The following is a 23,468-nucleotide window of genomic DNA, read 5'->3' as shown; positions in this document are numbered from 1 at the left end:
GGCGACGGGCGGCCGCCGGCTTCCGATGCGCGATCGCGGCGCCACGTGTCGAATCCCGTCGCCGGGGGGACACGTGCGGAACACGCAGGGACATCGCTCCTCCAGGTGAGCAGACGCGGGCACGGACGGTGCGGTAACTCTAACCCGCGATCGCCGCGGTCCACGGTCTGAATAGCCCGAACGAATTACATGCGTCGCGCCAGGTCAGCGCCCACGCCGCGCACGTCGCCGTCGACGAACGTGACATCAGTTGTTGACAAATAGCGGACCGTCGAAATACGTTCGGAGTATCTGCTGTGGTCGGGCTCACCCGGCCCGGCCGCCCACCCCGAAGGACGCGACGATGACAAAAGCATTGACACCGAGCACTCCGGAGACCCGCCAGGACGCGCCCACGCGCTACGTCCCCCAGCACGACAAGACCGGCGGCGACCATGACTACAGCCAGGTACTCGACGACCTCTCCGCGGCCTCCGTGCATCGCAACTTCGACCCCTACGTGGACATCGACTGGGACGCGCCGCACATGGCGATCACCGAGAACGACCCCCGGTGGATCCTGTCCTACGAGGTCGATCCCATCGGCCGTCACCCGTGGTACCAGCAGCTCCCCCAGGAGAAGCAGATCGAGATCGGCATGTGGCGCCAGGCCAATGTCGCCAAGGTCGGGCTGCAGTTCGAGTCGATCCTCATCCGCGGCCTGATGCAGTACAGCTTCAAACTCCCCAACGGCGCGCGCGAATTCCGGTACACCACGCACGAATCCAAGGAGGAGTGCAACCACACCCTGATGTTCCAGGAGTTCATCAACCGCACCGGGGTGGACGTGCCGGGTGCCAAGATCGGCTACCGGCTGATCTCTCCGTTCGTCCCGCTCGTCTCGACCGTCTTCCCCACCCTGTTCTTCTTCGGGGTCCTCGGCGGCGAGGAGCCGATCGACCACATCCAGAAGGACTTCCTGCGCACCCGCGCCAGCCTGCATCCCACGATGGCCGCGGTCATGCAGCTGCACGTCGCCGAAGAGGCGCGCCACATCTCGTTCGCCCATCACCTCATCCGTGAGCAGGTGCCGCAGCGTGGCCGTTTCCAGCGGTTCATCCTGTCGCTCATGCTCCCGCTGACCATGCGCATCCTGTGCGGCGCGATCGTGGTGCCCCCGCGCGGTTTCGCCAAGCGTTTCGACGTCCCCGACGAGGTCATGAAGGACATCTTCTGGCGGTCGGCGGAGTCGAAGCGGTTCCTGCGCAACGTCTTCGGCGACGTCCGGATGCTCGGCGAGCAGAGCGGGCTGATGAACCCGGTGTCGCGACTGCTGTGGCGCGCACTCGGCATCAGCGGCCGGCCCTCGCGTTTCCGCAGCGAACCCACCTACACCGCGGCCTGAGCCGCACCGAACGCAGGTAGATCCCGAGACCATGCCCCACGTCGTCACCCAGGCGTGCTGCGGCGACGCGTCGTGCGTATACGCATGCCCCGTCAACTGCATCCACCCCACGCCCGAAGAACCCGATTTCGGCATCGCCGAGATGCTCTACATCGACCCGGCGACCTGCGTCGACTGCGGTGCATGCGTCAGCGCCTGTCCCGTCGGCGCGATCGTGCCCGGCCACCGGCTCCCAGTCGGCCAGGAACGCTTCGTCGAGGTGAACGCGGCCCAGTACCGGGATCCGTTCGACGGCGCCGCACGGTTCCCGGTGGACCCGTCGCGCCGGCTGCCGCTGGCTCCCATCGACCGCCCGCGCGAGCTCGCATTCGACCGTCCGGTGTCGATCGGCATCGTGGGGTCGGGGCCGTCGGCCATGTACGCGGCCGACGAACTCCTGCGCCGCCCCCAGATCTCGGTCACCATGTACGAGCGTCTGGACAGGCCGTTCGGGCTGGCGCGCTTCGGCGTGGCCCCCGATCATCTGCACACCCGCAAGGTGATGGAACTGTTCGACGACATCGCCCGCAACCCGCGGCTGGAGATCCTGCTGAACACCGAGGTCGGCCGGGACGTCACCCTCGAGGACTTGCGATCCCGGCATCAGGGAATCGTCTGGGCCGGCGGCGCACCCACCGACAAACCCCTGTCCTTGCCGGGCATCGACCTCGCCGGGGTCAGCAGCGCGACCTCGTTCGTCGGCTGGTACAACGGCCACCCCGACCACGCCGGTCTCGACGTCGACCTCACGACCGGTCGCGCCGTGGTCGTCGGCAACGGCAATGTCGCGCTCGATGTGGCCCGAATCCTCGTCTCCGACCCCGATTCGCTTGCCGCGACGTCGATCTCGCGACCGGCGTTGGCGCGGTTGCGCGAGTCGTCGGTACGCGAGGTGGTGGTGATGGGTCGACGCGGACCCGCACACGCGGCGTTCACGCTGCCCGAACTCATCGGGCTGGTGGACTCCGGGATACCGGTCGTCGTCGACGCAGCCGACCTCGAGTCCGTGCCCGCACCCGCCGAGCTGGATGCAACGGTCCGCGCGAAGCTCGACCTCCTCGCCGAGTGCGCGGCCCGGCCGGAACCGGAGGGTCGTCGAATCCGGCTGGCGTTCTTCAGCTCTCCGCTCGAGGTGGTGCCGGGCGACGACGGCCGGGCACGCGGCCTCCTCGTCGGCCGGAACCGGCCCGTGGTCGACGACGCCGGTGTGGCGGTCGGCATCGAACCCACCGGGCAGACCACCACGCTCGACGCCGGATTGATCCTCACCTCGGTCGGATACCGGGGGGTTGAGGTGCCGGGGTTGCCGTTCGACGCCGCGCGCGGCGTCATCCCCCACCACGAGGGCCGCGTCCTCGACGGAGCGGACCCGGTGCCGGGGGTCTACGTGACCGGATGGATCAAGCGAGGCCCGTCGGGTTTCATCGGCACCAACAAAACCGACTCCGCCGAGACGGTGTCGTCGTTGCTCGACGATCTCGAGTCCGGCGCGCTCGCCGCACCCGAACCGCGACGGCGTCGTCTCCTCAGCCGACGGTAGCCCGCCACGGGCACGTCGACGGCGAAACCTGCACTACATTGAGCAGCAATGGGGCCCGCGTACCAGCGCACGACCGAGCGCGCCGATCTGTCCGACCTGCCCGCCGACGTCACGGCGGTGTTGCGTGATCATGCGGAGTCACACCAGCTGACACTCACCGACGACCTGCCGTCGTGGTGCACCCGCAGCATCAACCCGCCGTCGACGTCGCTGCTCGGCAAGATGTTCGGTCGACGCAGCAATCCCGTCGACCCGGACTCCGAACACCAGACACTCATCGTGCTCCACCCGACGCACCTGCTCGTCGTCGTGTCCGGGGCCAAACGAGGCGTGTCCGCCCTGTCCGTTCCGCTGGCCGTCGCATCGATCGCGTCGGTCCCGGGCGTGCCCGCCACGGACGGCTTCTCCGTCACCGGTTTTCCCGGCCACGAGGGGCGTCCGGGCAGCTTCTATCTCGGCACCGGGCAGCCCTGTGGCGACGAATGCCGCGAGGCCGTCCGGGCCGCCATCGTCGCCGCCAAGAATCCGTGAGGAACCCCGGGAGCAGTGTGCCGTTCTGCGCCGGGCCACGGCACGTTGAGGATGAATGTGTCGCACGTCGCACCCGGTCGGGGTAACCTCGACCTCCATGTGGGGGGAGGAACCACGGGCGACGGGGATGTTCTCGAGGTTTGACTACATCGATGCCGCGCTCGCGACCGGAAAGCATTTCGCCGAACTCGTTCGCGGAGTCGAGAATTCGGAGGCGCGACTCGCCGACGCGCCGGGATGGACGGTGGCCGACTGCGTCGGCCACGTCTCACTCGCGCCGTCGAGGTTCCTCGGCCTCGCGCGCGGCGAAGGTGAGTGGTGCTGCCATGCCGTCGACGTCCCGGACTTCAATGCCAAACAGATCGCGAACCTGCCCACGCGTGACATCGACGTGCTGACACGGCAACTGATCGACGATTTGCACATCCTCGCCGACGAGGTCGGGCACTTCCAGGCGCAGGTCCCCAAGATGCACTTCGACGGCGACCGCATCATCCGAGCCGACGCCGCTCTGGGCCTGCTGATCGGCGAGTTCGTGGTGCACGGGTACGACATCGCGCGTGCGCTCGGCGTCCGATGGTGGGTCGAGCCGGAAGTCGTGCTGATGATCATCAGGGCACGCCAGCACATTCTCCCGAGCTGGGTCGACCCGGCGGCGGCAGCCGGGCACCACGGCACCTACGACATCCGGTTACGCGGCTGCGGCGAGCGGCATGTCTACGAGTTCACCGACGGCGACCTGGTGATCGATCCCCCGCTGTCTCGTCGCCCCGACGTCCACATCAGCGTCGACCCGGCCACCGCATTACTCGCAGGCTACGGGCGTCTTTCCCCGGCGTGGATCGGCATCACCGGCAAAGCCGTGGCCTGGGGCGCCAGACCCTGGCTGGCGCCACGGCTGGCACAGAAATTCCTGCCCGCCTGAAGTGACTTCAGGCGGGCAGGAGTCTTGCTTGTCAGTTGTCAGGCCGGCGAGCCTGCCGGACGGCTGGCGCGCCGACCCTGCGGACGTCCGCCCGCACGGTGCTGATCACCGGAGCGCGACTGGCCGGCGGAACGCGCCTGCCCCGTCGAGCGCGACTGCCCGGCCGATCGAGACTGACCCGTCGAACGTGCGTCGGTCGAGCGCTGACCACCCGAGCGGCGCGACCCGCTGCCCGCCGACCGTGAGTCGTCGCGCGCGGGACGCCCGCGGTTGTCCCCGCGGCTCTCGCCACGGCCTTCACCGCGGCTGTCGGCACGGGCGCCGTTGCCACGGCTCTCACCGCGTCCACGGCCCGGTCGGCCGCCACCGCGCCCGCCCTGCGAACGACCGCCCTGGGAACGTCCGCCGTGCGAACGCCCACCCTGGCCTCCGCCTCGAGCGGATTCGGCTGCGGCCCGCGCTGCCGCGGAGACACGCGGTGCACGCTCGCCGACGAGCTCGTCCACGGCGTCGGATCCGGGGGTGACGCTGGTCGGGGTGACCTTGATCTTGGCCTTGCGCAGCAACTGGGCGACCTCACGACGCTGCTCGTGCAGGCACACGGTCACCACGTCACCAGCGCTGCCCGCGCGGGCCGTACGGCCCGAACGGTGCAGGTAGGCCTTGTGCTCGGCCGGCGGGTCGACGTGGACGACCAGCTCGATGCCGTCGACGTGGACACCGCGGGCGGCGACGTCGGTGGCGACGAGCACGCGTACATCGCCTTCACCGAAGGCGGCGAGGTTGCGGTCGCGCTGCGCCTGGCTGAGGTTGCCGTGCAGGTCGACGGCCGGAATTCCTTCTTCGCTCAGCTTCTTCGCGAGCTTCTTGGCCTGATGCTTGGTCCGCATGAACAGGATTCGGCGGCCGGTGCCCGAGGCGAGTTCGGCGACGAGGGACGCCTTGTCGGCGGAGGAGACCTCGAAGACGTGGTGGGTCATGGCGGCGACCGGGGACTCCGCTGAGTCCACGGAGTGCAGAACCGGATTGTCGAGGAACCGCTTCGCCAGTTTGTCGACACCGTTGTCCAGCGTCGCCGAGAACAGCATCCGCTGTCCCTCTGCGGGGGTGGCGGCCAGGAGCTTGGTGACAACCGGCAGGAAGCCGAGGTCGGCCATGTGGTCGGCTTCGTCGATCACCGTGATCTCGACCTCGTCGAGACGGACGATGCCCTGACGCATGAGGTCTTCGAGCCGCCCCGGGCAGGCCACGACGATGTCGACGCCCCGGCGGAATGCCTGTTCCTGGCGGGTCTGCTTCACACCGCCGAAGACGGTGGTGACGGTCAGGCCGACCGACGCGGCCAGCGGCTCGACGACCGCGGCGATCTGGGTGGCCAGCTCACGGGTCGGCGCGAGGATGAGCCCGGTGGGGGCACCGACGTAACGCTTGACCTCCATCTCGGCCAGTCCGGCGACGAGCGGGATGGAGAAGGCCAGGGTCTTGCCCGAGCCGGTCTTGCCGCGGCCGAGGACGTCCTTGCCGTCGAGCGTGTCGGGCAGGGTATCGGCCTGGATCGGGAAGGCGTTGACCTTACCCTGAGCGGACAGGACCTTGACGAGTTCGGCTGGGACACCGAGTGATTGGAACGACGGCGAGTCAGACGCAACGGCGTCCGAGGTGGTGTGCGCCGACGAGGTTTCGAGTACAGCAGTCATCGAGTGTGCAGGGTTCTTCCTGTGCATGGCACGCGAACAGCACGACGAGGTGCCGGTGGGCTGTGCCGGTGGCGAACACGCGGGTGCGCGAGCTCGTTCGCCGTATGAAGTCAATGGCAGGTGGCCCGGCGATTTCGGTGGGTACCGACCTGCGAGAGAGGCGTTCTACGACGCTTGACGCGTCCCGGTTGCCGGGCGCATCACTGAACGCAACAGTACGCGTCGGTAACCGATGTGGCGAATCGTTGTGATGCAGGTCGCGATCGAGGCCTCGTCTCGACTCGCTGCGCGCGACCGCCCCGAGATTCCGTGCGGCGCGACAGCGGAGCTCAGAAGATCTCGTTCAGCATGACGGCCACCGTGCCGGGCTCGAGGGCGTCGAAGACGTGCTCGACGTCGCCCGGATACGAGATGTAATCGCCCGCCGAGAGCGTTTCGGGCGCGCTGATGGGGCCGAGACGTGCTCGGCCACTGCTGATCACGACATGCTCGCGCATCCCCCGGGCGTGCGGTGCGGACACTCTCGGCTTGCCCGGCTCGGCGCGGATGACGTACATGTCGCGGCGCGATCCCGGGGCGGCGGTGGAGAGCAGGGTCGCGGAATAGTCGGCGTCGGCGGCGGGGATGACGGGCCCCTCGCCGAGTCGGATGATCTCGACGGTGGGCGCGGGCGAGTCCAACAACGCCGAGAACGGCACGCCCAACGCCGTCGAGAGCGCCCACAGCGTCTCGACACTGGGATTTCCGTCCCCGGACTCGAGCTGCGACAGCGTCGACTTCCCGACACCCGCACGGCGCGCCAGCTCAGTCAGGGACAGTCCGGCACGCGTTCGTTCGCGCTTGAGCGACGCCGCCACCAGCTCTTTCGGGTTCACCGAAGAAGAGTCGTTCATCAAACCGTCCGATCGTCCATCTTGACGAACACCAGCATTCCTGTTCACTATAGTAGTCATGCGTTCGGCTTGGAGAACACTCGATGCGGCGACTCGGCGGGCCGTCGTGGTGATGTCCCTGTCCGTCCTCGTCATCGGCGCGTCGTATGGGGTTGCCGCGCATGGCGCAGGTCTCGCGCTGTGGCAGATCGTGCTCATCGCGACCGTGGTCCTCGCCGGCTCGTCGGAGTTCGTCTTCGTCGGCATCCTGGCCGCAGGCGGGGCCCCGGTCCTCGCCGCACTTGCGGGTCTGCTGGTGAACACGCGCAACTTCGGATATGGACTCGCAATCGGCAAGCATCTGCGCGGAGCGGCGGAGGTGTTCTTCGGCGCCCATCTGATCAACGACGAGACGGCCGCGGTCACGACAGCCGAATCCGATCCCCCTCGCGCACGAGCGGCATTCCTGTTCTGCGGTCTGGGAGTCCTCGTGTCATGGCCGGTCGGTGCCGCGCTGGGCGCTGCCCTCGGTGGCGCGCTGGCGCACCCCGAAGCCCTCGGTCTCGACGCAGCTTTCCCCGCCCTGCTTGCCGCGCTTGCGATCCCGGCGCTGCGCGACGGCGCGACGTGGGCCGCGGTGGCAGTCGGTGCGGCCGTCGCCGTGGCATCGACCCCATTCCTCCCGGCGGGATTGCCCGTCATCGGCGCGCTCGGCGGTTTCGTTGCGCTGGAGGCGATCCGGCGGGCTCGCTCGACCGGGCCTGCCCTCGCCTCGTCGCCGGTGCACACCGATCCGTTCATCCCCGGCGAGCAGGCGCGAACGCAACAGTCGCACAGCGACGTCTCCGGGGGCACTCGATGACGGGTGGACTCGCCCTCGGGGTCGGGGTGGCACTCCTGGCGGTCGGCACCTACGCGATGCGCGCGGCCGGTCCGGTACTGCGCCACCGGATCTCGATGTCCGACGAGACGGAGAAGGTGATGGACCGCGCGACCGTGGTACTCCTGGTCGCCGTCGCGGTGACCGGCGCGCTGTTCATCGAACACGACTTCGCGGGCTGGGCCCGCCCCGCCGGGGTGACGGTGGGGGTGGTCGCCGCGTTGATGAGGGCGCCGCTGGCCGTTGTGGTGATCCTTGCCGCGGCAACCGCCGCCGGCCTACGCGCCGTGGGCATCGCCTGACCGAACCCGGCGGTGGACTCAGAACGGGCTTCCCGTGACGGGCGCGGCCCGGTCACACGGGACGGCTCGGGGATGGTCGGGGTCGAGAGCGTTGAGCACGAAATGCGCTGCACGACGCGAACCCGCGATCCCGGCGTGCTCGGTGAAGTCGACCGAACAACCTTCCTGCACAATGATGTTGCGGACGTTGGGACCGCCCGGGGGCAGACCGAGCCAGTACGGCACCACCAGTTCGTCGTAGCGGGTGGCGATGTTGGTGTACTGGATCGACGGCAGGTAGTAACCGCCCTCCGCGACCTGACGGAGCACCTGCGCGCCCGGATCGAGTTGCGCGCACGCCTGACAGAGAGGCACCTGCTCGGGTCGCAGTCCCAGGGACCGGACGATCGGCATGATCACATCGTTTCCGCCGACCCCGGACCCCCGCCACGCGGGAGCCAGCGACACGTACTTGTCGATGGCGTCGCGGCCCCCGAGATACTTCGCGTAGTAGGCGGGCACCACAGTCCCCTGCGAGTGGCCGACGACGTCGACCTTCGGCGCTCCGGTCGCCCGGCGCACCTTGTCCACGAACGCACCGAATTCGGCAGCGCTGGCGGACATCTCACCCATCCCACCGATGGCGCTGATGGGCCACGGGGCGCCCTTGATCGCACCGTAGGTCAGTGCATAGACGCAGTATCCCTCGTTCTTCAGCAGCGGCACGTAGGTGCCCCAGTTGGTCTGCTGCGATCCCCCGGTCCCGTGAGCAAGGATCACCGGGTTGGGGTGGCGCGCGCTCGGCGTGCAGTTCCAGTCGTTGGAGCCGGGCAGCGAGCCGCCCGGATCGGTCAGTTCGTCCGGGATGCCCGCGAGAAAGTTGTAGGTGACCGGCAGGGTGTCGGCTCGCGCCGGAGCCGCGGTCATCACCATGAGCGCCCCGCAGACGGCGACGACCAGCGCTACCAGGATCTTCGTCGATCTCATGGACGAAAGCTAACAAACCGTCTCAGGCGGGGGTGCGAGTTTGGCCGGACCGGCGCGATCAGTCCGCGGGTTCCTCGTCGCGGTGCCGGATGTCGCGGATCGTCGCGACCGCCGAGGCCAGCACGAGAACGAAACCTAGCACCAGCAGCGTCACGGCGACGTAGTGCATGATGCTCTCGTAATGGCCGATGTCGAACTGCTCGGCCGAGATCCGCAGTCCCACGACGACGAGCCACGCGAGGAAGGCCATCGTCAACGCCCGTCGTTGGAAGACGGCGCTGCGCCGGCGATGTTCGTACTCCGCCAATTCGTTGATCGCGTCGAGGACGATGCCGTTCATCCGCTCATGCGCCTGCGACTCGTGCGGCAGTTTGACCAGGATGTCGACCTTTTGCGACAGCTTCTGGTGCCGATCGTTGGCGTCGAGCCGGGCGATGACCGCGCCGATCATGGCGACCAGCAGCGTTCCGGCGAACGTGAGCATCGCGGCGGTCATGAGCGAGAAACTACACCGCGGTACCCCGCTTCGAGGCCCGAAGCGGACGGGCCGACACCCTCACCGCGACCGGGCGCGTCGTCCGATCAGCGGGCACCCTGCGGGCAGGCAACCCCAGCGCGGACCAGAATCCGTTCGGCGCGACGGTATTCGAGGGAATGGCATTGGCTGCCCGTGATGACGCTGTCGCTGGCCTGACGCAGCAGGATGGCCGCCAGCGACGACGCCGTCCGCGGCGGGATGACCAGCAGGGTGACAGTCCTCCCCGCGGTGGTCAGCGTCATCAGCGGAGGTGTCTCCGGCGAGTCCGGCGAATCGAGCCCCGGCAGTCTCCGAAAGCTGTTCCAGTTCACGTCGATCCCACTGATGTCGCCGACGCGGGCCCGCGCGGCGGCAAGCATGCCGGGGAGTTCCTCGGCGAGTTGCACGGTGTACGGATACCACGCACCCGCGACGGCCGCGCCGGGGTCGACACCGAAACGGACCCGAGCCGGTCCGAGTAGGGGCTTCATCGCCGCAGTCCGTTCCGCGTTGTTTGCGGGGTACCTACGACACGGGACACCATGATCACCGACGCCACCTGACTTGGTCACCGGACGGGTCAGCGTCCGACACCGGAGACGCCAACAGTTCTCTGTCAGATGTTCGATCCAGTTGGTGCCACTCTACGCCCCGAGTCCCGAGGCCAACCCACCTGCGACACGAAAAAACCCAGGTGACGGTATTGTCACCCGGGTTCTGCCGGTGGAGCTATGGGGAATCGAACCCCAGACCTACTCGATGCGAACGAGTCGCGCTACCAACTGCGCCATAGCCCCGGGAGGCGTGTGACCGCCAACCGGGAGCCACTCTAGCAGCCCCGGACCGGCGACACCCAAACGCCTCACCCGCCGCTAGGCTGGTCGGGTGCCTCGGATGTCTGATCAGCAGTTGGCCGGAATTCTCGACAACGTCGTGGGGGTGATCAACCCCGTTCTCGACGCGCTGGCCGAGCGGGACCCCCTGGGTCTGAAGGGCCACACCTTCCACGACGACGACCACGCCGACTCTCGGTTGCAGCAGGCCCAGCACGCGGCGTCGAAGCTGCTCGACGCGGCTGACTGGCCCGGGACCAAGGGCTGGAGCGAACGGTCGATGGCCAAGCGGGCGAGCTGGTGGGTCACCCGCATCGGGACGCTCAACACCGGCGCCGTCGCCTTCCCGGGCGTCTTCGGAATCTGGGCCAAACGTCTGCCGGTGACCCCCTACCTCGGCTTCGCGAACCAGTCGATGGTCCTCGTCGCGATCGCCCGCGAGTACGGCGTGACCGACCGCAAGAGTCAGGTGCAGTTACTCGCATCGGTGCTGTGCAAGCGAGACCTCTCGAACCCAGATGTCACCGCCGAGTCGGGCAAGTCGCTGCCCGACGAACCGAAAGAACGCGAGAAGTCGTTGTTCAAGGCGATCTGGGACGCAGCCAAGCTCCTCCGGGCCGTCGACGACGAGTTCGAGAAGCGCCCGCAGCCGATGGCGGTGTTCCGCATGCTGAGCTACATCCCCGTCGTCGGGGCGCCCGCGACCTATCTCGGCGAACGTTTCGCGTTGTCGAAGGCGGCGAAGGCCGGTCGGGCGTGGCTCGAGTCGCACGGCAAGCCGGCGCTGACCAAGTAGTGCCGAAACGACTCAGCAGTGGGTATCGATCATCGATACCCACTGCTGAGTCCGTTGGTTGTGTGAGTCCTAGGGTCAGCCGACCCGGCGGTACTCATGGTCCTCGCGCTCCACGCGCCGGCGCTGGAACGGCGGCAGGTGGTCGAACACGGGGTCCTCGTCGTCGATCTCGAGAACCGTTGCGCCACCGGGCCTGCGCAGACGCGGAGGCGGCGGTGCGGCCGCGAACTCGGGGACCGCAGCGGCGCGTCGACGCCGCTCCTGCTCGGCACGCGCCGCCCGCTTGGCGCGCGCGGCTCGTTGAGCGCGGATCTGCTGTTCGGTCATCACCGCACGACGCAGGTAGGCGAGGTATCCCACGAGCAGCAGCCCCAGCACCCCGGTGGCCACCCAGCCGGGCATCCCGGTCAAGAATCCGGCGACCACGGCCAGCAGAGTCAGGACGAACAGACCGAGGGTCACCCGCTGGCGCTCGCGGTACTTGAGTTCGCGTTCTTTCTCCGACGAGTACACGCTGCGTCGACCGGACCGCTCGGTCCGCGACCGGGCCACCGGGGCGTCCTCGACCTCGTCGATGACGGACTCCGGCTCGTCGTCCTCGGCATGCGGCTCGGACGCACGGGAGCCACGGGCGTAGTCGTCGTACTCGTCCTCGTCGAGTTCGTCTGTGGCGTCCTCGAAATCGGCGGCGTCCTCGAAATCGGCGTCGTCCTCGAGTTCTGTGTTGTCCTCGGGTTCCGCATCGTCGAGCTCGGCGTCCTCGAGCTCTGCGTCTTCCTCGTGATCGGCCGCGTCGTCCTCGACCTCGTCGTCGTACTCGGCGTCTTCGATGTCCTCCGACGCCTCGACATCGGAATCCGCGGCATCATCATCGGCGCCGTCGACAGTGTGCAGCTCGGTGTGCTCGGCGCTGTCCTCGTTGTCGTCGTCGGCCGCGTCATCGCTGGACACGACGGTCGGCTTCTCGACGACAGGCTTGCCGGCACGACGGACACGCGTGGTGGTGGTGCTCTCGGCGGTGTCCTCAGAAATGTCGGAGTCCTCGGCCTTGTCCTCGTCGAGGGTGGCAGTCGCGGTGCGCCGCGACGACTTCCACGACGGGTCGTGGGGGTGCCTGGCCGATGACCGGCGCCGGTCTCGCGTCGCGGTGCTCGCGCGCGACCCGCCGCGGTGCAGCAGGCGGGTCTTGCGGGCGGCGTCGGTGGACTTCAGGATCTGCGGACGACCCTTGATGACCATCGGGACCAGCACGAAGAGCCAGACCGCGACGAGACAGACCCACAGTACGGAGTTGGGCATGCGACTCTCCCTTCATTCACTCTGGTCACACGAGGCCACTCCACAATCTAGGGCCGGAAGACGCCGGTCCCGGGCAGACGCGCCGGGGCACGGGCGAATCGGCACGGTTTCACACGCGCCTCTCAGCAATTTCGACGCCGCCGGGGTCAGCGCGCCCGGAACCGACCACGACCTCCGGGCCGAAGATGTGCTCGGTCGTCGACGAGAGCCGGTGCGTCGACGCGCCGAGTCCGGACTATCGTGAAAACGGACATTCCGGCGCAGGGGTGGAGGTAGAGGGCGTGCGAACAGACGGCCTGACGGCGAGCAGAACGGTGCCCGTGCGCCGACTCGTGGCATTGTGCGCGACCGCGATGTCGGCGTGCATGCTGGCCGGCTGTGGCTGGATCGCCGACGTCGTCTCGCAGCGGGTGGACGCGGCCGACTACTTCTCCCCTCCCACCGTTCGACTGCTCGACGCCGCCCGGCGTGACGACCAGGCGCAGATCCGATCCCTCGCGGCCGCCGACGCCGACCTCGACGAGCAGGGCGGCGATCCGGACACCGACCCGCGCCGGGAGAACATCACCCCGCTTCAATGGGCGGTGGAATTCGAGCGACCGACGGCCGTGGCCGCTCTCCTCCGTGCGGGTGCCGATCCACACCGTCCGGGCGCCGGTCGATACAACGCCGTCGCCTACAGCGTGCTGCTCGACCGTTTCCCGGCCTTCCGCACCTTCATCGAGTTCGACGCCGGACTTGTCGAGGCGTCCGACCGGATCGGCGGCAACGTCGTCCACACCGCGGTCCGTCACCGGCGCGGCGACGCGTTGCGCCTGTTGATCGATCGCGGCGCCGACCTCGACTCGGTGCAACCACTGGCCGGGCGGACACCGCTGTTCACCGCAGCCGACGTCCTCAACATCGACCATTGCCTGATCCTGCTGCGTGCGGGCGCCGATGGCGCACACCGGGATCAGCGCGGCGCGACGTTCCTACCCTCGCTCTACACCGCCGACGACTCCATCCGGACAGGTTCGTATCTTCGCACTCGAGCGGCGATCGAATCCGAGATGCGCGCACGGGACTTCCCCATCGAGACCGGCCGCTGACACGGTCCGGCACCCCTGCTCATCGGAGGCGGTGCGCACAGACCACCGCCGGCTCAGCCGAACGACGCCCGGCCCGCGCGGACGAGCGCCTCTGCGGCGCTGCCGACCACTTCCTCGGCGGTGAGCGCGAAGAGCATGTGGTCACGCCAGCGCTTGTTGACGTCCATGTAGCGCAGGAGCAAACCCTCTTGCCGAAAACCGATGTTGGTCAACACTTTCTGCGATGCCTCGTTGGCGGGTTGAACGGTCGCGTCGAGGCGGTGCAGACCCACCGGGCCGAAGCAGTGGTCGACCCCCAGCGCCACCGCCGCGGTTGCGATCCCGTTGCCGGCGACCGCCGAGTCCACCCAGTACCCGATCCAGGCGGTGCGCACGGCGCCACGCTGGATGTTCCCGACCGTCAGCTGCCCCACGTAACGGCCGTCGAGTTCGATGACGAACGGCAGGAGGGCGCCGCGCTTCGCCTCGGACTTCAACACCCCGAAGAGCGGCGGCCACGAGGCCGGCTGATGCCGGTCGGCCCAGCTCCCCACACCGGTGGGTTCCCAGGGGAGCAGCGCATTCTGGTTACGGATGCGAAGTTCGCTCCACGTCTTGGCATCACGCATCTTCACCGGCCGCAGCGTGACCGATCCGGTCCTGGTGTGCAGCGGGCCGAGAGTCGCCGGCCAGCCCGGGCTGCTTTGATCGCCGCTCAACCACCTGAACACGTGATGAAGTTTATGCGTTGTCACGGATTCGTCTGCCGAACCCGGAACTCACACCGGGCACCGCGTCGTCGGACCGGGAGCAGTGCCCCGTCATCCGCGTTGCGCGAGGAATGCCACTTCCACCTCGTCACCGGTGCCCAGCTCCTCGACCTCGGGGTCGACCATGATCAGGCAGTTGGCTTCGGCGAGTTCGGCCAGCAGGTGCGAGGACCCGGTCGGTGAGGCGCCCAGCACCTGGACGAGATAGTCGCCGGAACGCTCATCGCGCATCAGCTGGCCCCGCAGATAACCCTTGCGGCCCTGCACCGACGCGATCGGACCTATCGTGCGCGCCTTGATGATCCGGCGCATCGGCTGCCGCTTGCCGAGGGCGATCCGGATGAGTGGACGCACCATCACCTCGAAGGTCACCAGCGCACTGACGGGGTTGGCGGGCAACAGGAACGTGGGGACCTCGTCGCGGCCCAACCGCCCGAAGCCCTGTACCGAGCCGGGATGCATCGCCACCCGCACGATCTCGAGATCGCCGAGATCGGCGAGGGCGTCGGCGACGGCCTTCGACGCGCTGCCGCCCACCGCGCCACAGATGACCACGATCTCCGAGCGGATCAGTTGGGCCTCGACGACCTCGCGCATGCGTGACGCCTCACGCTCGGCGATGCCGACGCGGTTGACGTCGGCCCCGGCGTCGCGCGCGGCGGCGGCCAACGCATAGCTGTTGACGTCGTAGATCTGCCCCGGGCCCGGCGTCCGGTCGATGTCGACGAGTTCGCTGCCCACCGAGATGACCGACAACCGGGGACGTGGGTGGACCATCACCCGCGCCTGGCCGACGGCCGCGAGCAGACCGACCTGGGCCGGTCCGATGATGGACCCGGCACGGACCGCGACGTCACCGGGCTGCACGTCGTCGCCGACACGCCGCACATAATTGCCGCTCTCGACGCCGTGCCCCACCTTGACCCGCTGATCACCGCCATCGGTCCACCGCAGCGGCACCACCGCGTCGGCGAGGGTCGGCATCGGGGCACCGGTCTCCACCCGCACCGCCTGGCGCGGTTGCAACCGGGTCGGGTTCCGCGAACCCGGACCGACCTCGCCGACCACCGGCAGGGACACGATCATCGGTTCGCCCGACTCGAGGTCGACGAGTTCGGCGCCGTTGGCGTCGAAGTCCTCGAGGTCCTCGGGCGCGAGGACGCCGGCCAGACCGACGTCGACGGCCCGCACCGCGTACCCGTCGATGGCAGCCTGGTCGAACCCCGGCATCGGGTGTTCGGTGACGACTTCCTCGGCACACATCAGGCCCTGCGCCTCGGAGATCGCGACGCGCACCGGTCGCGGCGCGACCGCGGCCGCGGTCACCAGCGTCAGATGATCTTCGACAGACCGCATCTCACCGCTCTTCTCGTCTCACCCGGTCAGCACACCGCGTCCTACGCCCGACACAGTCGCACGCGCCGGTCGGCACGCCGTGCACTCGATACAACACAGGGAAACGGTATCGGGCGGTCGCACCCCAGCGTTCGAGGCGCGCGGGAGGAGACGAACGGACGGGGCGAACGAGATCGCGCCTGGCTTCAGCGTTCGGTCAGTCGCTTCTCGAGCCACTCCCGCAGATCGGGGCCGTAGTCGTCGCGGTCGAGCGCGAAGTCGACCGCGGCCTTCAGGTATCCGCCGGGATTGCCCAGATCGTGGCGTGTTCCACGATGGACGACGACGTGGACCGGCTCACCCTCCTCGATGAGGAGTGCGATCGCATCGGTGAGCTGCAGCTCGCCGCCGGCTCCCGGTTCGATGCGGCGCAGCGCGTCGAAGATCTTGCGATCGAGGATGTACCGGCCGGCGGCCGCGAAGTTGGACGGCGCGTCCTGCGGTTCGGGCTTCTCGACCATTCCCTTGAGCCGCATCACATTCGGGTTGTTCGCGTCGGGCAGCGGTTCGACGTCGAAGACGCCGTACGCGCTGATCCGGTCTTGGGGGACCTCGATGGCGCACAGCACCGAACCGCCTCGACGCTGCCGGGTGCGCGCCATGACCTCGAGGACCCCGCCCGGCAGGACGAGATCGTCGGGCAGCAGCACCGCGATGGCGTCCTCGTCGTCGTCGAGGTAGCTCTCCACACAACCCACCGCATGCCCCAGGCCGAGCGGCTTCTCCTGGATGACCGAGGCGACCTCGAGAAGGTTCGGCGCCTTGCGCACCTTGGCGAGCATGGACTCCTTGCCGCGGGTGGCAAGGGTGTTCTCCAGGACGAGGTCTTCGACGAAGTGGGCGACCACGCCGTCCTTGCCGGGCGAGGTGATGATCAGCAATCGGTCGGCGCCTGCGGCTTTGGCCTCCTCGGCCACCAATTCGATTCCGGGGGTGTCGACCACCGGCAGCAACTCTTTGGGGACCGTCTTGGTCGCCGGGAGGAACCGGGTCCCCAATCCGGCTGCCGGGACGACCGCGGTGTGCGGGATCGGCGGAGTGTTCGGTACACCCTCGTACTCACTGAAACCAGCTTTGTTGGTCGCACTCATGAATCCACCCTAGGACAGGTGTCGTCTTCCGGCCCGATGGACAGCGGTGTCCCGGACGTCCCCGGCACGATTCGGTCGTCGGATACAGTGCGGTCGTCCCGGCCGGCACGGTTGCGGACGGAGTCACCGATCTCGAGACGATGCGAAGGACGGTCGGGTCTTGCGAACGCTGAAGGATCAGTTCCGGGAGGAGATCGAGACCCGGCGGGCACGTCGGTCCCGGGCCGAGAGAGACCGCGCCGCTGCGGCTCTCGCCGAGTGGATCTACTCGTGCCCGTTCCGGCTCGAGTACGACGTCACCGTCGCCGCGTACGTTCCCGTCGGCAGCGAACCCGGTTCGACGTCGATGCTTGATGCGCTGGTCGACCGAGGGGTCGCGGTTCTTGTCCCGGTGGTCCCCGCCGGCGGACCGGCACCGTTGGACTGGGCGCCGTACACCGGCCCGGAGTCGCTGGCACCCGGGCGGTGGGATCTGCTCGAGCCGACCACGGACAGGTTGGGTATCACTGCCATCCGTGCGGCGTCGGTGATCTTCGTCCCCGCACTCGCCGTCGACAAGACCGGGGTGCGTCTGGGTCGCGGGGCCGGCTACTACGACCGGACCTTGCACGGCCTGTCCGCCGACCTCGTCGGCGTCGTCTACGACGACGAGGTCGTCGACTCACTCCCCTCCGGCGACCACGACGTTCCGGTTCGCTGGACGCTCACGCCGGCAGATGGGTTCCGCGAGCTCACCTGAGGACGGTACGACTGAACCCGGGCGGTGCCGTCTGAGGCCCGTGCCCGGGTTCTGCGATCGTGCGTCCGGCGAGGATCAGGCCGGCGTCGCGGCCTTGCTCTCGCTCTTGCCGCTGCCGGCGGTCGAGGAGGAACTCGACGAGCTCGACGACTCCGACTTCGACGAGCCGGAGCTCGAGGAACTCTCCGACGACGAAGATGAACTGTCCGACGATGACGACGACGTCGAGGTGTCCGAGGACGACCCGGGTCGGGAGTCCGTGCGGTAGAAACCGCTGCCCTTGAACACGATGCCGACCGAGTTGAACAGCTTGCGCAGGCGTCCGGCGCACTGCGGGCACTCGGTCAACGAGTCGTCGGAGAAGGACTGGACGATGTCGAACTTGTTGTCGCACTCCGTGCAGGCATACGAGTAGGTGGGCACCGAAACCTCCGAAAAGTCAGTAAACGCTGACCAGTGTAACCGACTTTGGCACTCGCTCATTCCGAGTGCTAAGGGCTTCGATGTGCAGGCGTGCGGAGACCGTGGATCGTGCCATCTCGCGCCCGGTGCACACGTCGTGCAAACTGTTTCCCTGGCCGAAGTAAACGGTTCACCAATCACCGGGACAGCCGTCACGCGGAAGTCCTCTCACTCCGGAGCGCCATGACCGACTTCCTGACCGATCTCAACAGCATCATCTGGAGTAACCCCCTCGTGTACCTCTGCCTCGGGGTCGGGGTGTACTTCTCCATCCGCTCAAGGTTCTTGCAGATCAGGCACGTTCCGGAGATGGTTCGCGTGATGCGTCACGGCGAGAGCTCCCCCGACGGGGTGTCGTCGTTCCAGGCGCTGATGATCTCGCTGGCCGGTCGCGTCGGCACCGGCAACATCGCCGGCGTGGCCACCGCCATCGCGTTCGGCGGGCCGGGCGCGCTCTTCTGGATGTGGGCGATGGCGTTCCTCGGGGCGTCGACCTCCTTCGTCGAGTGCACCCTCGGCCAGATCTACAAGACGCGTGACCCGCTGACCAACGAGTACCGCGGTGGCCCGGCCTACTACTTCAGCAAGGCGCTCGCGCACACCAAGGCCGCGCCGTTCTTCAAGGTCTACGGACTCGTCTTCGCGGCGGTCACGGTCCTCGCCTGCGGCCTCCTGCTCCCGAGCGTGCAGGCCAATTCGATGGCGATCGCGATGAACCAGGCGTGGGGAATCGCCGACTGGGCAGTCGCGGTAGGAGTCGTGATCGTGCTGGCCTTCGTCATCATCGGCGGCGTCAAGCGCATCGCCACCTTCGCCACGATCGTCGTGCCGTTCATGGCCATCCTCTACATCCTGTTCGCGCTGTTCGTGGTTGCCACGAACGCGTCGCAGGTCCCCGAGGTCCTGCGGCTGATCTTCGCCAGCGCCTTCGGTGTCGATTCCGTTTTCGGGGCGGTTGTCGGCGCGGCGATCATGTGGGGCGTCAAGCGCGGGATCTACTCGAACGAGGCCGGCCAGGGCACCGGCCCGCATGCTGCGGCGGCGGCCGAGGTCTCCCATCCAGCCAAGCAGGGGTTCGTGCAGGCCTTCGCCGTCTATGTCGACACCCTCTTCGTGTGCTCGGCGACCGGCTTCCTGATCATCTCCACCGGCGCCTACCGGGTGTTCGAAGGCGAGAGCGCCGACGGCGCGGTCCTCGCTGACGGCGGACTGTTGCCCGGTGGCACCGACGTCGGACCCGCGTTCGTGCAGATCGGCTTCGACAGCATGTGGAGTGGCGCGGGTTCGACGTTCGTCGCGGTCTCGTTGGCGTTCTTCTGCCTGACGACGATCATCGCCTACTACTACATGGCCGAGACCAACCTGCGGTTCCTGATGGGCAAGGCCTCCACGCTGTACATCCGACCGCTGCGTAGCACGCTCGGCGCGAACCTCACACTGCTCCTGCAGGCGCTGATCCTGGTGTCGGTCGCCTTCGGCTGTGTCTCCACCGCCAGCGATGCGTGGACACTCGGCGACATCGGTGTCGGACTGATGGCGTGGCTCAACATCGTCGGCATCCTGATCCTCCAGCAGCCGGCGTTCAAGGCGCTGCGCGACTACGAGAAGCAGAAAAGGGAAGGCAAGGACCCGATCTTCGATCCCATCGCACTCGGCATCGTCGGAGCGACGTTCTGGGAGACCTACGGCAAGGCCGACGTCGAGAAAGAGGTCTCCGTCGCGAAGTGACCTTCGCGCTGTGCTTGCCGCGGGACGTGATCGGGAGTCATCCCCCGATCACGTCCCGATCGGTGTCGGGGATGTTGTCGCGGTTCATGTCCGGGTCGCGGGCCTGCCGGGCGTCCCATCGGAGCAGGATCGCGGCCAGGATCGCGGAGACGACCGAGCCGGCCAGGATGGCTGCCTTCGCCGCAGCGGCGTGATCGTCGGACCCGGCTTCGAAGCTCAGCTCGGCGATGAGGAGCGCGACGGTGAACCCGACCCCGGTCAGGAGCCCGACCGGTAGCAGGTCACGGAGTCCGATCGCATCCGGCAGGCGCAGAGGCGTGAACGTGGTCATCAGCCACGTCGACCCCAGGACGCCGACGAGCTTCCCGACCACCAGGCCGAGGAAGATGCCGATCGAGACCGGTTGGATGACCGAGCCCTCGCCACCGACGACGCTCACACCCGCTGCGGCGAACGCGAAGACGGGCAGCGCGAGGGCTGCCGAATACGGGCGCACCGCATCGTCGATGGTTTCGGTGCGGGGCGCCTTCTCTCCTCGGATCGCGACCGCCGGGACGGTGAACCCCAGCAGAACGCCTGCGATGGTGGCATGCACGCCCGAGGCGTGCATGAGGCCCCATGCCACGACGGCGACCGGGATGAGCACCGGCCACCATCGCCACGCCTGGCGGACCAGCACGGCGAAGACGGCCACCGTGAGCAAGGCGGCGCCGAGCAGCACGAAGTCGATCTGCTCGGTGTAGAAGGTTGCGATGACGATGATGCCGAGCAGGTCGTCGACCACGGCGAGCGTCAGCAGGAAGGTGCGCAAGGCCAGCGGCAGACCTCGCCCGAAGATCGCGAGCACCGCGAGGGCGAAGGCGATGTCGGTCGCGGTGGGGATCGCCCATCCGCGCAGACCCTCGGGATCGCCGAGCGCCACGACGAGGACGTAACAGGCAGCGGGGGTGATCATGCCGCCCACGGCAGCAGCGACCGGCACCCCGGCGAGCTTCAGGTCACGCAGGCTGCCCGCGACGAACTCGTGTTTCAGTTCGACGCCCACCACGAAGAAGAAGATGGCCAACAGACCGTCGGATGCCCAGTGCGCCAACGACAGATGCAGGTGCAGGGCGGACGGCCCGACCTCGATGTGCAGCAGGGAGTCGTAGCTGTCGCGCCATGGCGAGTTGGCCCAGATGACTGCGACGGCCGCGGCCAGCAGGAGCAGTGCGCCACTGGTCGTGTCGAGTGCCGCCCAACGCCTCAGGCGTGCGCTGCGGCCCGGGGCCGTGGCTGCTGCGGGGTGTGGCGGGTGGTCGGTCATGCCGCTCCTTCGGTGGTCGGGCACAGGGCCATCGTCACGCCACCCGGCCGGGCAGCGGCCGACCAGACTTCCCGGCACACCGTCGACGATTCTCCCCCACCGGGCCGCCGGTCACCAGTCGACCCCCTTCGTACCCCGGACCGCACGATCGCCCCCGGCACAGGTCCACATCGGCCGGCCCGGCTGCGGACCTGTCCACAGGTCGGGCTACGACCGCGGACTGCGGCTGCGCGCGGCCTACTGTGCGCGCATGCCTCCGACTCCCCCCACGATGTCGCGACACGCCCTCTCACCACGACTCCGCGACCGCCTGGGCGCGGCGCTACGGCCGGGATGGACGCGCAGCCTGCTGATCAGGCGGTGCACCGCGGTCGCGCTGATCGTGTGTGCCGCGGTCGTCGGCGTCGTCGGCGCGCGCACGGACGGCGACGTCGAGGTCATCGTGGCGACCCACGATCTCCTGCCCGGCACGGTCGTCGAGGAAGGTGATGTGCATCCACGCCGGGTCTCCGGCTCGTCGGTCCCGGAGGGAGTCCTGGACGATCCCGGCCTGGCGGTCGGGCGGACGGTGACCGGGCGCGTGCGCGGCGGCGAGATCCTCACCGACACCCGACTGCTGTCCTCGCACCTGCCCGCCGACGTCACCGGACTCGACGACGCGCGGCTCGTGCCGGTCCGCCTGTCCGACGAGGCGGTCGCGGCACTCCTGCGCCCCGGCGACGTCGTCGACGTGCTGACCGAGAACGCCGAGATCCTGGCGCGTCGCGCCGTCGTCGCACTGCATGCGGCCGGCTCGGCTCCGGGCGGCATCACGAGCGGCCGTACCTCCGTGTCCCCGGTGCTCCTCGCGATGGACGCCCCGTCCGCTCACCGGGTGGCGGCCGCGGGTCTGGATACGTCCCTTGCAGTGGTCCTGCACTGAGCCGCCGCGCCTATGGGCCTCGCTACGCCATCCGAGACGGGACGACACAGCAGCGGAAATCAACACAAATGGATCGGTTCGTTCACGATCGTGGATAGGGTAGTACAAGCTCGCACAGCGCATGTCGGATTTGCGGCGATCATGCACACAATCGCCGGCAATTGAGCGGAAACGTCGAGGAGAGGCCGTACACCGTGCTCAAGGGATTCAAGGACTTCATACTCAAGGGCAACGTCATCGAACTGGCGACCGCGGTCATCGTCGGTGCCGCGTTCACCGCGATCGTCACCGCCTTCACCGACGGCATCGTCCAGCCGATCATCAATTCGATCCCGATCGGGTCCGACGCCGCCCAGGGCCTCGGATTCCAGATCACCGACAGCCCATCGACATTCGTCGACCTCGGCAGTGTGATCACGGCGGTGATCAACTTCCTGATCATCGCCGCCGTGGTGTACTTCATCATCATCCTGCCCTACAACAAGCTCTCGGAACTCGGCGGATTCGGTAAGAAGGCCGAGGTCACCGAGGTCGCGCTCCTCACCGAGATCCGCGATCTCCTCGACCCCGAGGGGACGTCGAAGGCCAAGGCGGAGGCCGAAAGTGACCTACCGCCGCATCTGACCGACCCCGCCGGACCGGCGAGCGAATCCTACGGCCCGCCTTCGGGCTCCTTCGCACCCTATGAAGCACCGTCGGGAGCCGGTACCACCCAACGCATCTCGTCGCCGCCGTCTCAATCCCAGGGCCTGCCACCGCACTCGGGACCGCACCAGTCGGGCCCGCCCCAGTCCGGAACACCCCAGTCCGGAACACCCCAGTCGGGCCAGCCCCAGTCGAACCAGCCGTATTCCGCTCCGCCCCAGAACCGTCCTCCGCAGGGGCCGCCTCCCGGCCAGCCGTATCCGACACCGCAACCCGCCCCGGGCAACTATCCCCCGCCCGGCAACTACCCGAATCCCGATCCCTACCCGGCACCCGGGCAGGGATCGGGATACCCCGGCGAGCAGTATCCGGGCGACTTCCCCGGCGAAGGTCCGGACGCGCCCGGGCGGCATTCGCGGTGAGTTCCCCCGCCCGGTTGCGACTCCCAGGAGCCTGACAGCCAGGGCCATCCGAACCCGAAGGTCCGACTCCTAGTTTGGGATTCGTCGCCGCAACGAGCGACCACACCGGACAACACGCCGGTGTGACGTCACGAGAAGGATGAACGAATGCCCAACAAGACCACGCCGAATCGCCAGCCGCAGCAGCAGAACCGACGCAACGGACGTCCGCAGCAGCGCACCCAGCCGCGGCCTCAGGCTCGTCCCCGGACGTTCCCGTGGTTCTTCGGTAGCTGATCCCACCGCACACCCGATCGGGGAGACCGCCCCGAACCCACCGAGCCCCTACCGCCTCCGC

General features: G+C 68.2%; 24 protein-coding genes and 1 tRNA gene. 13 read left to right on the top strand and 12 right to left on the bottom strand.

Annotated elements, in window-relative coordinates; all coding sequences use genetic code 11:
* The first annotated feature begins 343 nt into the window (after positions 1–343).
* From MAY35_RS10785 to MAY35_RS10770, 4 genes are all read left to right on the top strand, one after another.
* Positions 344–1,384 carry a diiron oxygenase gene (locus MAY35_RS10785; RefSeq protein WP_238421293.1) on the top strand — a complete coding sequence of 347 codons (1,041 nt, stop codon included), beginning with the start codon at positions 344–346 and terminating at the stop codon, positions 1,382–1,384.
* 31 nt (positions 1,385–1,415) lie between these two features.
* Positions 1,416–2,963 (top strand): 4Fe-4S binding protein, encoded by a 1,548-nt coding sequence (locus MAY35_RS10780; RefSeq protein ID WP_238421292.1) that lies wholly within the window; start codon positions 1,416–1,418, stop codon positions 2,961–2,963.
* Positions 2,964–3,011: 48 nt separating this feature from the next.
* A complete protein-coding gene (locus MAY35_RS10775; protein WP_238421291.1) occupies positions 3,012–3,494 on the top strand; it encodes a hypothetical protein in 483 nt (160 codons plus the stop codon).
* A 127-nt stretch (positions 3,495–3,621) separates the two neighbouring features.
* The gene (locus MAY35_RS10770) at positions 3,622–4,419 is read left to right on the top strand and encodes a maleylpyruvate isomerase N-terminal domain-containing protein (protein WP_238421290.1); all 798 of its coding nucleotides are present in this window, start codon (positions 3,622–3,624) and stop codon (positions 4,417–4,419) included.
* 38 nt (positions 4,420–4,457) lie between these two features.
* On the opposite strand, the gene MAY35_RS10765 is transcribed toward MAY35_RS10770, so the two are convergent.
* Together MAY35_RS10765 and MAY35_RS10760 are read right to left on the bottom strand one after the other, a co-directional pair.
* Complete coding sequence (locus MAY35_RS10765) at positions 4,458–6,116, bottom strand: DEAD/DEAH box helicase (protein ID WP_238421289.1); 1,659 nt, start codon at positions 6,114–6,116, stop codon at positions 4,458–4,460.
* A gap of 329 nt (positions 6,117–6,445) precedes the next feature.
* On the bottom strand, positions 6,446–7,009 hold the full coding sequence (locus MAY35_RS10760) for a helix-turn-helix domain-containing protein (protein WP_238421288.1): 564 nt from the start codon (positions 7,007–7,009) through the stop codon (positions 6,446–6,448).
* Between the two features lie 58 nt (positions 7,010–7,067).
* Here MAY35_RS10760 and MAY35_RS10755 point away from each other — a divergent pair, with 58 nt between their 5' ends.
* Together MAY35_RS10755 and MAY35_RS10750 are read left to right on the top strand one after the other, a co-directional pair.
* Positions 7,068–7,850 (top strand): AzlC family ABC transporter permease, encoded by a 783-nt coding sequence (locus MAY35_RS10755; RefSeq protein WP_238421287.1) that lies wholly within the window; start codon positions 7,068–7,070, stop codon positions 7,848–7,850.
* Positions 7,847–8,170: an AzlD domain-containing protein gene (locus tag MAY35_RS10750; RefSeq protein ID WP_238421286.1), complete on the top strand. Its 324-nt coding sequence runs from the start codon at positions 7,847–7,849 to the stop codon at positions 8,168–8,170. Before MAY35_RS10755 ends, MAY35_RS10750 begins: the two co-directional genes overlap by 4 nt.
* Positions 8,171–8,188: 18 nt before the next feature.
* Here MAY35_RS10750 and MAY35_RS10745 read toward each other — a convergent pair whose 3' ends face one another.
* The 4 genes from MAY35_RS10745 to MAY35_RS10730 all read right to left on the bottom strand — a co-directional run bounded on the left by MAY35_RS10745 (position 8,189) and on the right by MAY35_RS10730 (position 10,450).
* Positions 8,189–9,136 (bottom strand): triacylglycerol lipase, encoded by a 948-nt coding sequence (locus tag MAY35_RS10745; protein WP_238421285.1) that lies wholly within the window; start codon positions 9,134–9,136, stop codon positions 8,189–8,191.
* Positions 9,137–9,194: 58 nt separating this feature from the next.
* On the bottom strand, positions 9,195–9,632 hold the full coding sequence (locus MAY35_RS10740; protein ID WP_238421284.1) for a hypothetical protein: 438 nt from the start codon (positions 9,630–9,632) through the stop codon (positions 9,195–9,197).
* A gap of 86 nt (positions 9,633–9,718) precedes the next feature.
* On the bottom strand, positions 9,719–10,144 hold the full coding sequence (locus MAY35_RS10735) for a DUF5994 family protein (protein ID WP_238421283.1): 426 nt from the start codon (positions 10,142–10,144) through the stop codon (positions 9,719–9,721).
* Between the two features lie 233 nt (positions 10,145–10,377).
* Positions 10,378–10,450: transfer RNA gene (locus MAY35_RS10730), tRNA-Ala, on the bottom strand.
* Between the two features lie 88 nt (positions 10,451–10,538).
* Between MAY35_RS10730 and MAY35_RS10725 the strand changes: the two genes are divergently transcribed.
* Positions 10,539–11,282, top strand: coding sequence for a hypothetical protein (locus tag MAY35_RS10725; protein WP_238421282.1), 744 nt, complete (start codon positions 10,539–10,541; stop codon positions 11,280–11,282).
* A gap of 75 nt (positions 11,283–11,357) precedes the next feature.
* Here the strand turns inward: MAY35_RS10725 and glpR are convergent, their stop codons facing one another.
* The gene (gene glpR, locus MAY35_RS10720; RefSeq protein ID WP_238421281.1) at positions 11,358–12,581 is read right to left on the bottom strand and encodes a gephyrin-like molybdotransferase receptor GlpR; all 1,224 of its coding nucleotides are present in this window, start codon (positions 12,579–12,581) and stop codon (positions 11,358–11,360) included.
* A 281-nt stretch (positions 12,582–12,862) separates the two neighbouring features.
* On the opposite strand from glpR, the gene MAY35_RS10715 reads away from it, so the two are divergent.
* On the top strand, positions 12,863–13,672 hold the full coding sequence (locus MAY35_RS10715) for an ankyrin repeat domain-containing protein (protein ID WP_238421280.1): 810 nt from the start codon (positions 12,863–12,865) through the stop codon (positions 13,670–13,672).
* A 53-nt stretch (positions 13,673–13,725) separates the two neighbouring features.
* On the opposite strand, the gene MAY35_RS10710 is transcribed toward MAY35_RS10715, so the two are convergent.
* From MAY35_RS10710 to MAY35_RS10700, 3 genes are all read right to left on the bottom strand, one after another.
* Positions 13,726–14,382: a GNAT family N-acetyltransferase gene (locus MAY35_RS10710; protein WP_238421279.1), complete on the bottom strand. Its 657-nt coding sequence runs from the start codon at positions 14,380–14,382 to the stop codon at positions 13,726–13,728.
* 90 nt (positions 14,383–14,472) lie between these two features.
* Positions 14,473–15,777 carry a gephyrin-like molybdotransferase Glp gene (glp, locus tag MAY35_RS10705; RefSeq protein WP_238421278.1) on the bottom strand — a complete coding sequence of 435 codons (1,305 nt, stop codon included), beginning with the start codon at positions 15,775–15,777 and terminating at the stop codon, positions 14,473–14,475.
* A gap of 185 nt (positions 15,778–15,962) precedes the next feature.
* A complete protein-coding gene (locus MAY35_RS10700; RefSeq protein WP_238421277.1) occupies positions 15,963–16,907 on the bottom strand; it encodes a UTP--glucose-1-phosphate uridylyltransferase in 945 nt (314 codons plus the stop codon).
* Between the two features lie 160 nt (positions 16,908–17,067).
* Here MAY35_RS10700 and MAY35_RS10695 point away from each other — a divergent pair, with 160 nt between their 5' ends.
* A complete protein-coding gene (locus MAY35_RS10695) occupies positions 17,068–17,646 on the top strand; it encodes a 5-formyltetrahydrofolate cyclo-ligase (protein ID WP_238421276.1) in 579 nt (192 codons plus the stop codon).
* 75 nt (positions 17,647–17,721) lie between these two features.
* Here MAY35_RS10695 and MAY35_RS10690 read toward each other — a convergent pair whose 3' ends face one another.
* Entirely contained in the window at positions 17,722–18,069 is a 348-nt protein-coding gene (locus tag MAY35_RS10690) for an FmdB family zinc ribbon protein (RefSeq protein WP_238421275.1), read from the bottom strand.
* Between the two features lie 222 nt (positions 18,070–18,291).
* Here MAY35_RS10690 and MAY35_RS10685 point away from each other — a divergent pair, with 222 nt between their 5' ends.
* Positions 18,292–19,836, top strand: coding sequence for a sodium:alanine symporter family protein (locus tag MAY35_RS10685; protein ID WP_238421274.1), 1,545 nt, complete (start codon positions 18,292–18,294; stop codon positions 19,834–19,836).
* 37 nt (positions 19,837–19,873) lie between these two features.
* Here the strand turns inward: MAY35_RS10685 and nhaA are convergent, their stop codons facing one another.
* A complete protein-coding gene (nhaA, locus tag MAY35_RS10680) occupies positions 19,874–21,142 on the bottom strand; it encodes a Na+/H+ antiporter NhaA (RefSeq protein ID WP_238421273.1) in 1,269 nt (422 codons plus the stop codon).
* A 250-nt stretch (positions 21,143–21,392) separates the two neighbouring features.
* On the opposite strand from nhaA, the gene MAY35_RS10675 reads away from it, so the two are divergent.
* From MAY35_RS10675 to MAY35_RS23280, 3 genes are all read left to right on the top strand, one after another.
* On the top strand, positions 21,393–22,064 hold the full coding sequence (locus MAY35_RS10675) for an SAF domain-containing protein (protein ID WP_238421272.1): 672 nt from the start codon (positions 21,393–21,395) through the stop codon (positions 22,062–22,064).
* Between the two features lie 194 nt (positions 22,065–22,258).
* The gene (gene mscL / locus MAY35_RS10670; RefSeq protein WP_238421305.1) at positions 22,259–23,131 is read left to right on the top strand and encodes a large conductance mechanosensitive channel protein MscL; all 873 of its coding nucleotides are present in this window, start codon (positions 22,259–22,261) and stop codon (positions 23,129–23,131) included.
* 147 nt (positions 23,132–23,278) lie between these two features.
* Positions 23,279–23,407 (top strand): hypothetical protein, encoded by a 129-nt coding sequence (locus tag MAY35_RS23280; protein ID WP_281063127.1) that lies wholly within the window; start codon positions 23,279–23,281, stop codon positions 23,405–23,407.
* Positions 23,408–23,468: the final 61 nt, after the last annotated feature.

Origin of the sequence: Gordonia sp. 'Campus' (assembly GCF_022206305.1) — a bacterium.
In the GTDB taxonomy this organism is placed as follows: Bacteria; Actinomycetota; Actinomycetes; order Mycobacteriales; family Mycobacteriaceae; genus Gordonia.
This window is presented reverse-complemented; position numbering and strand designations above follow the sequence as displayed.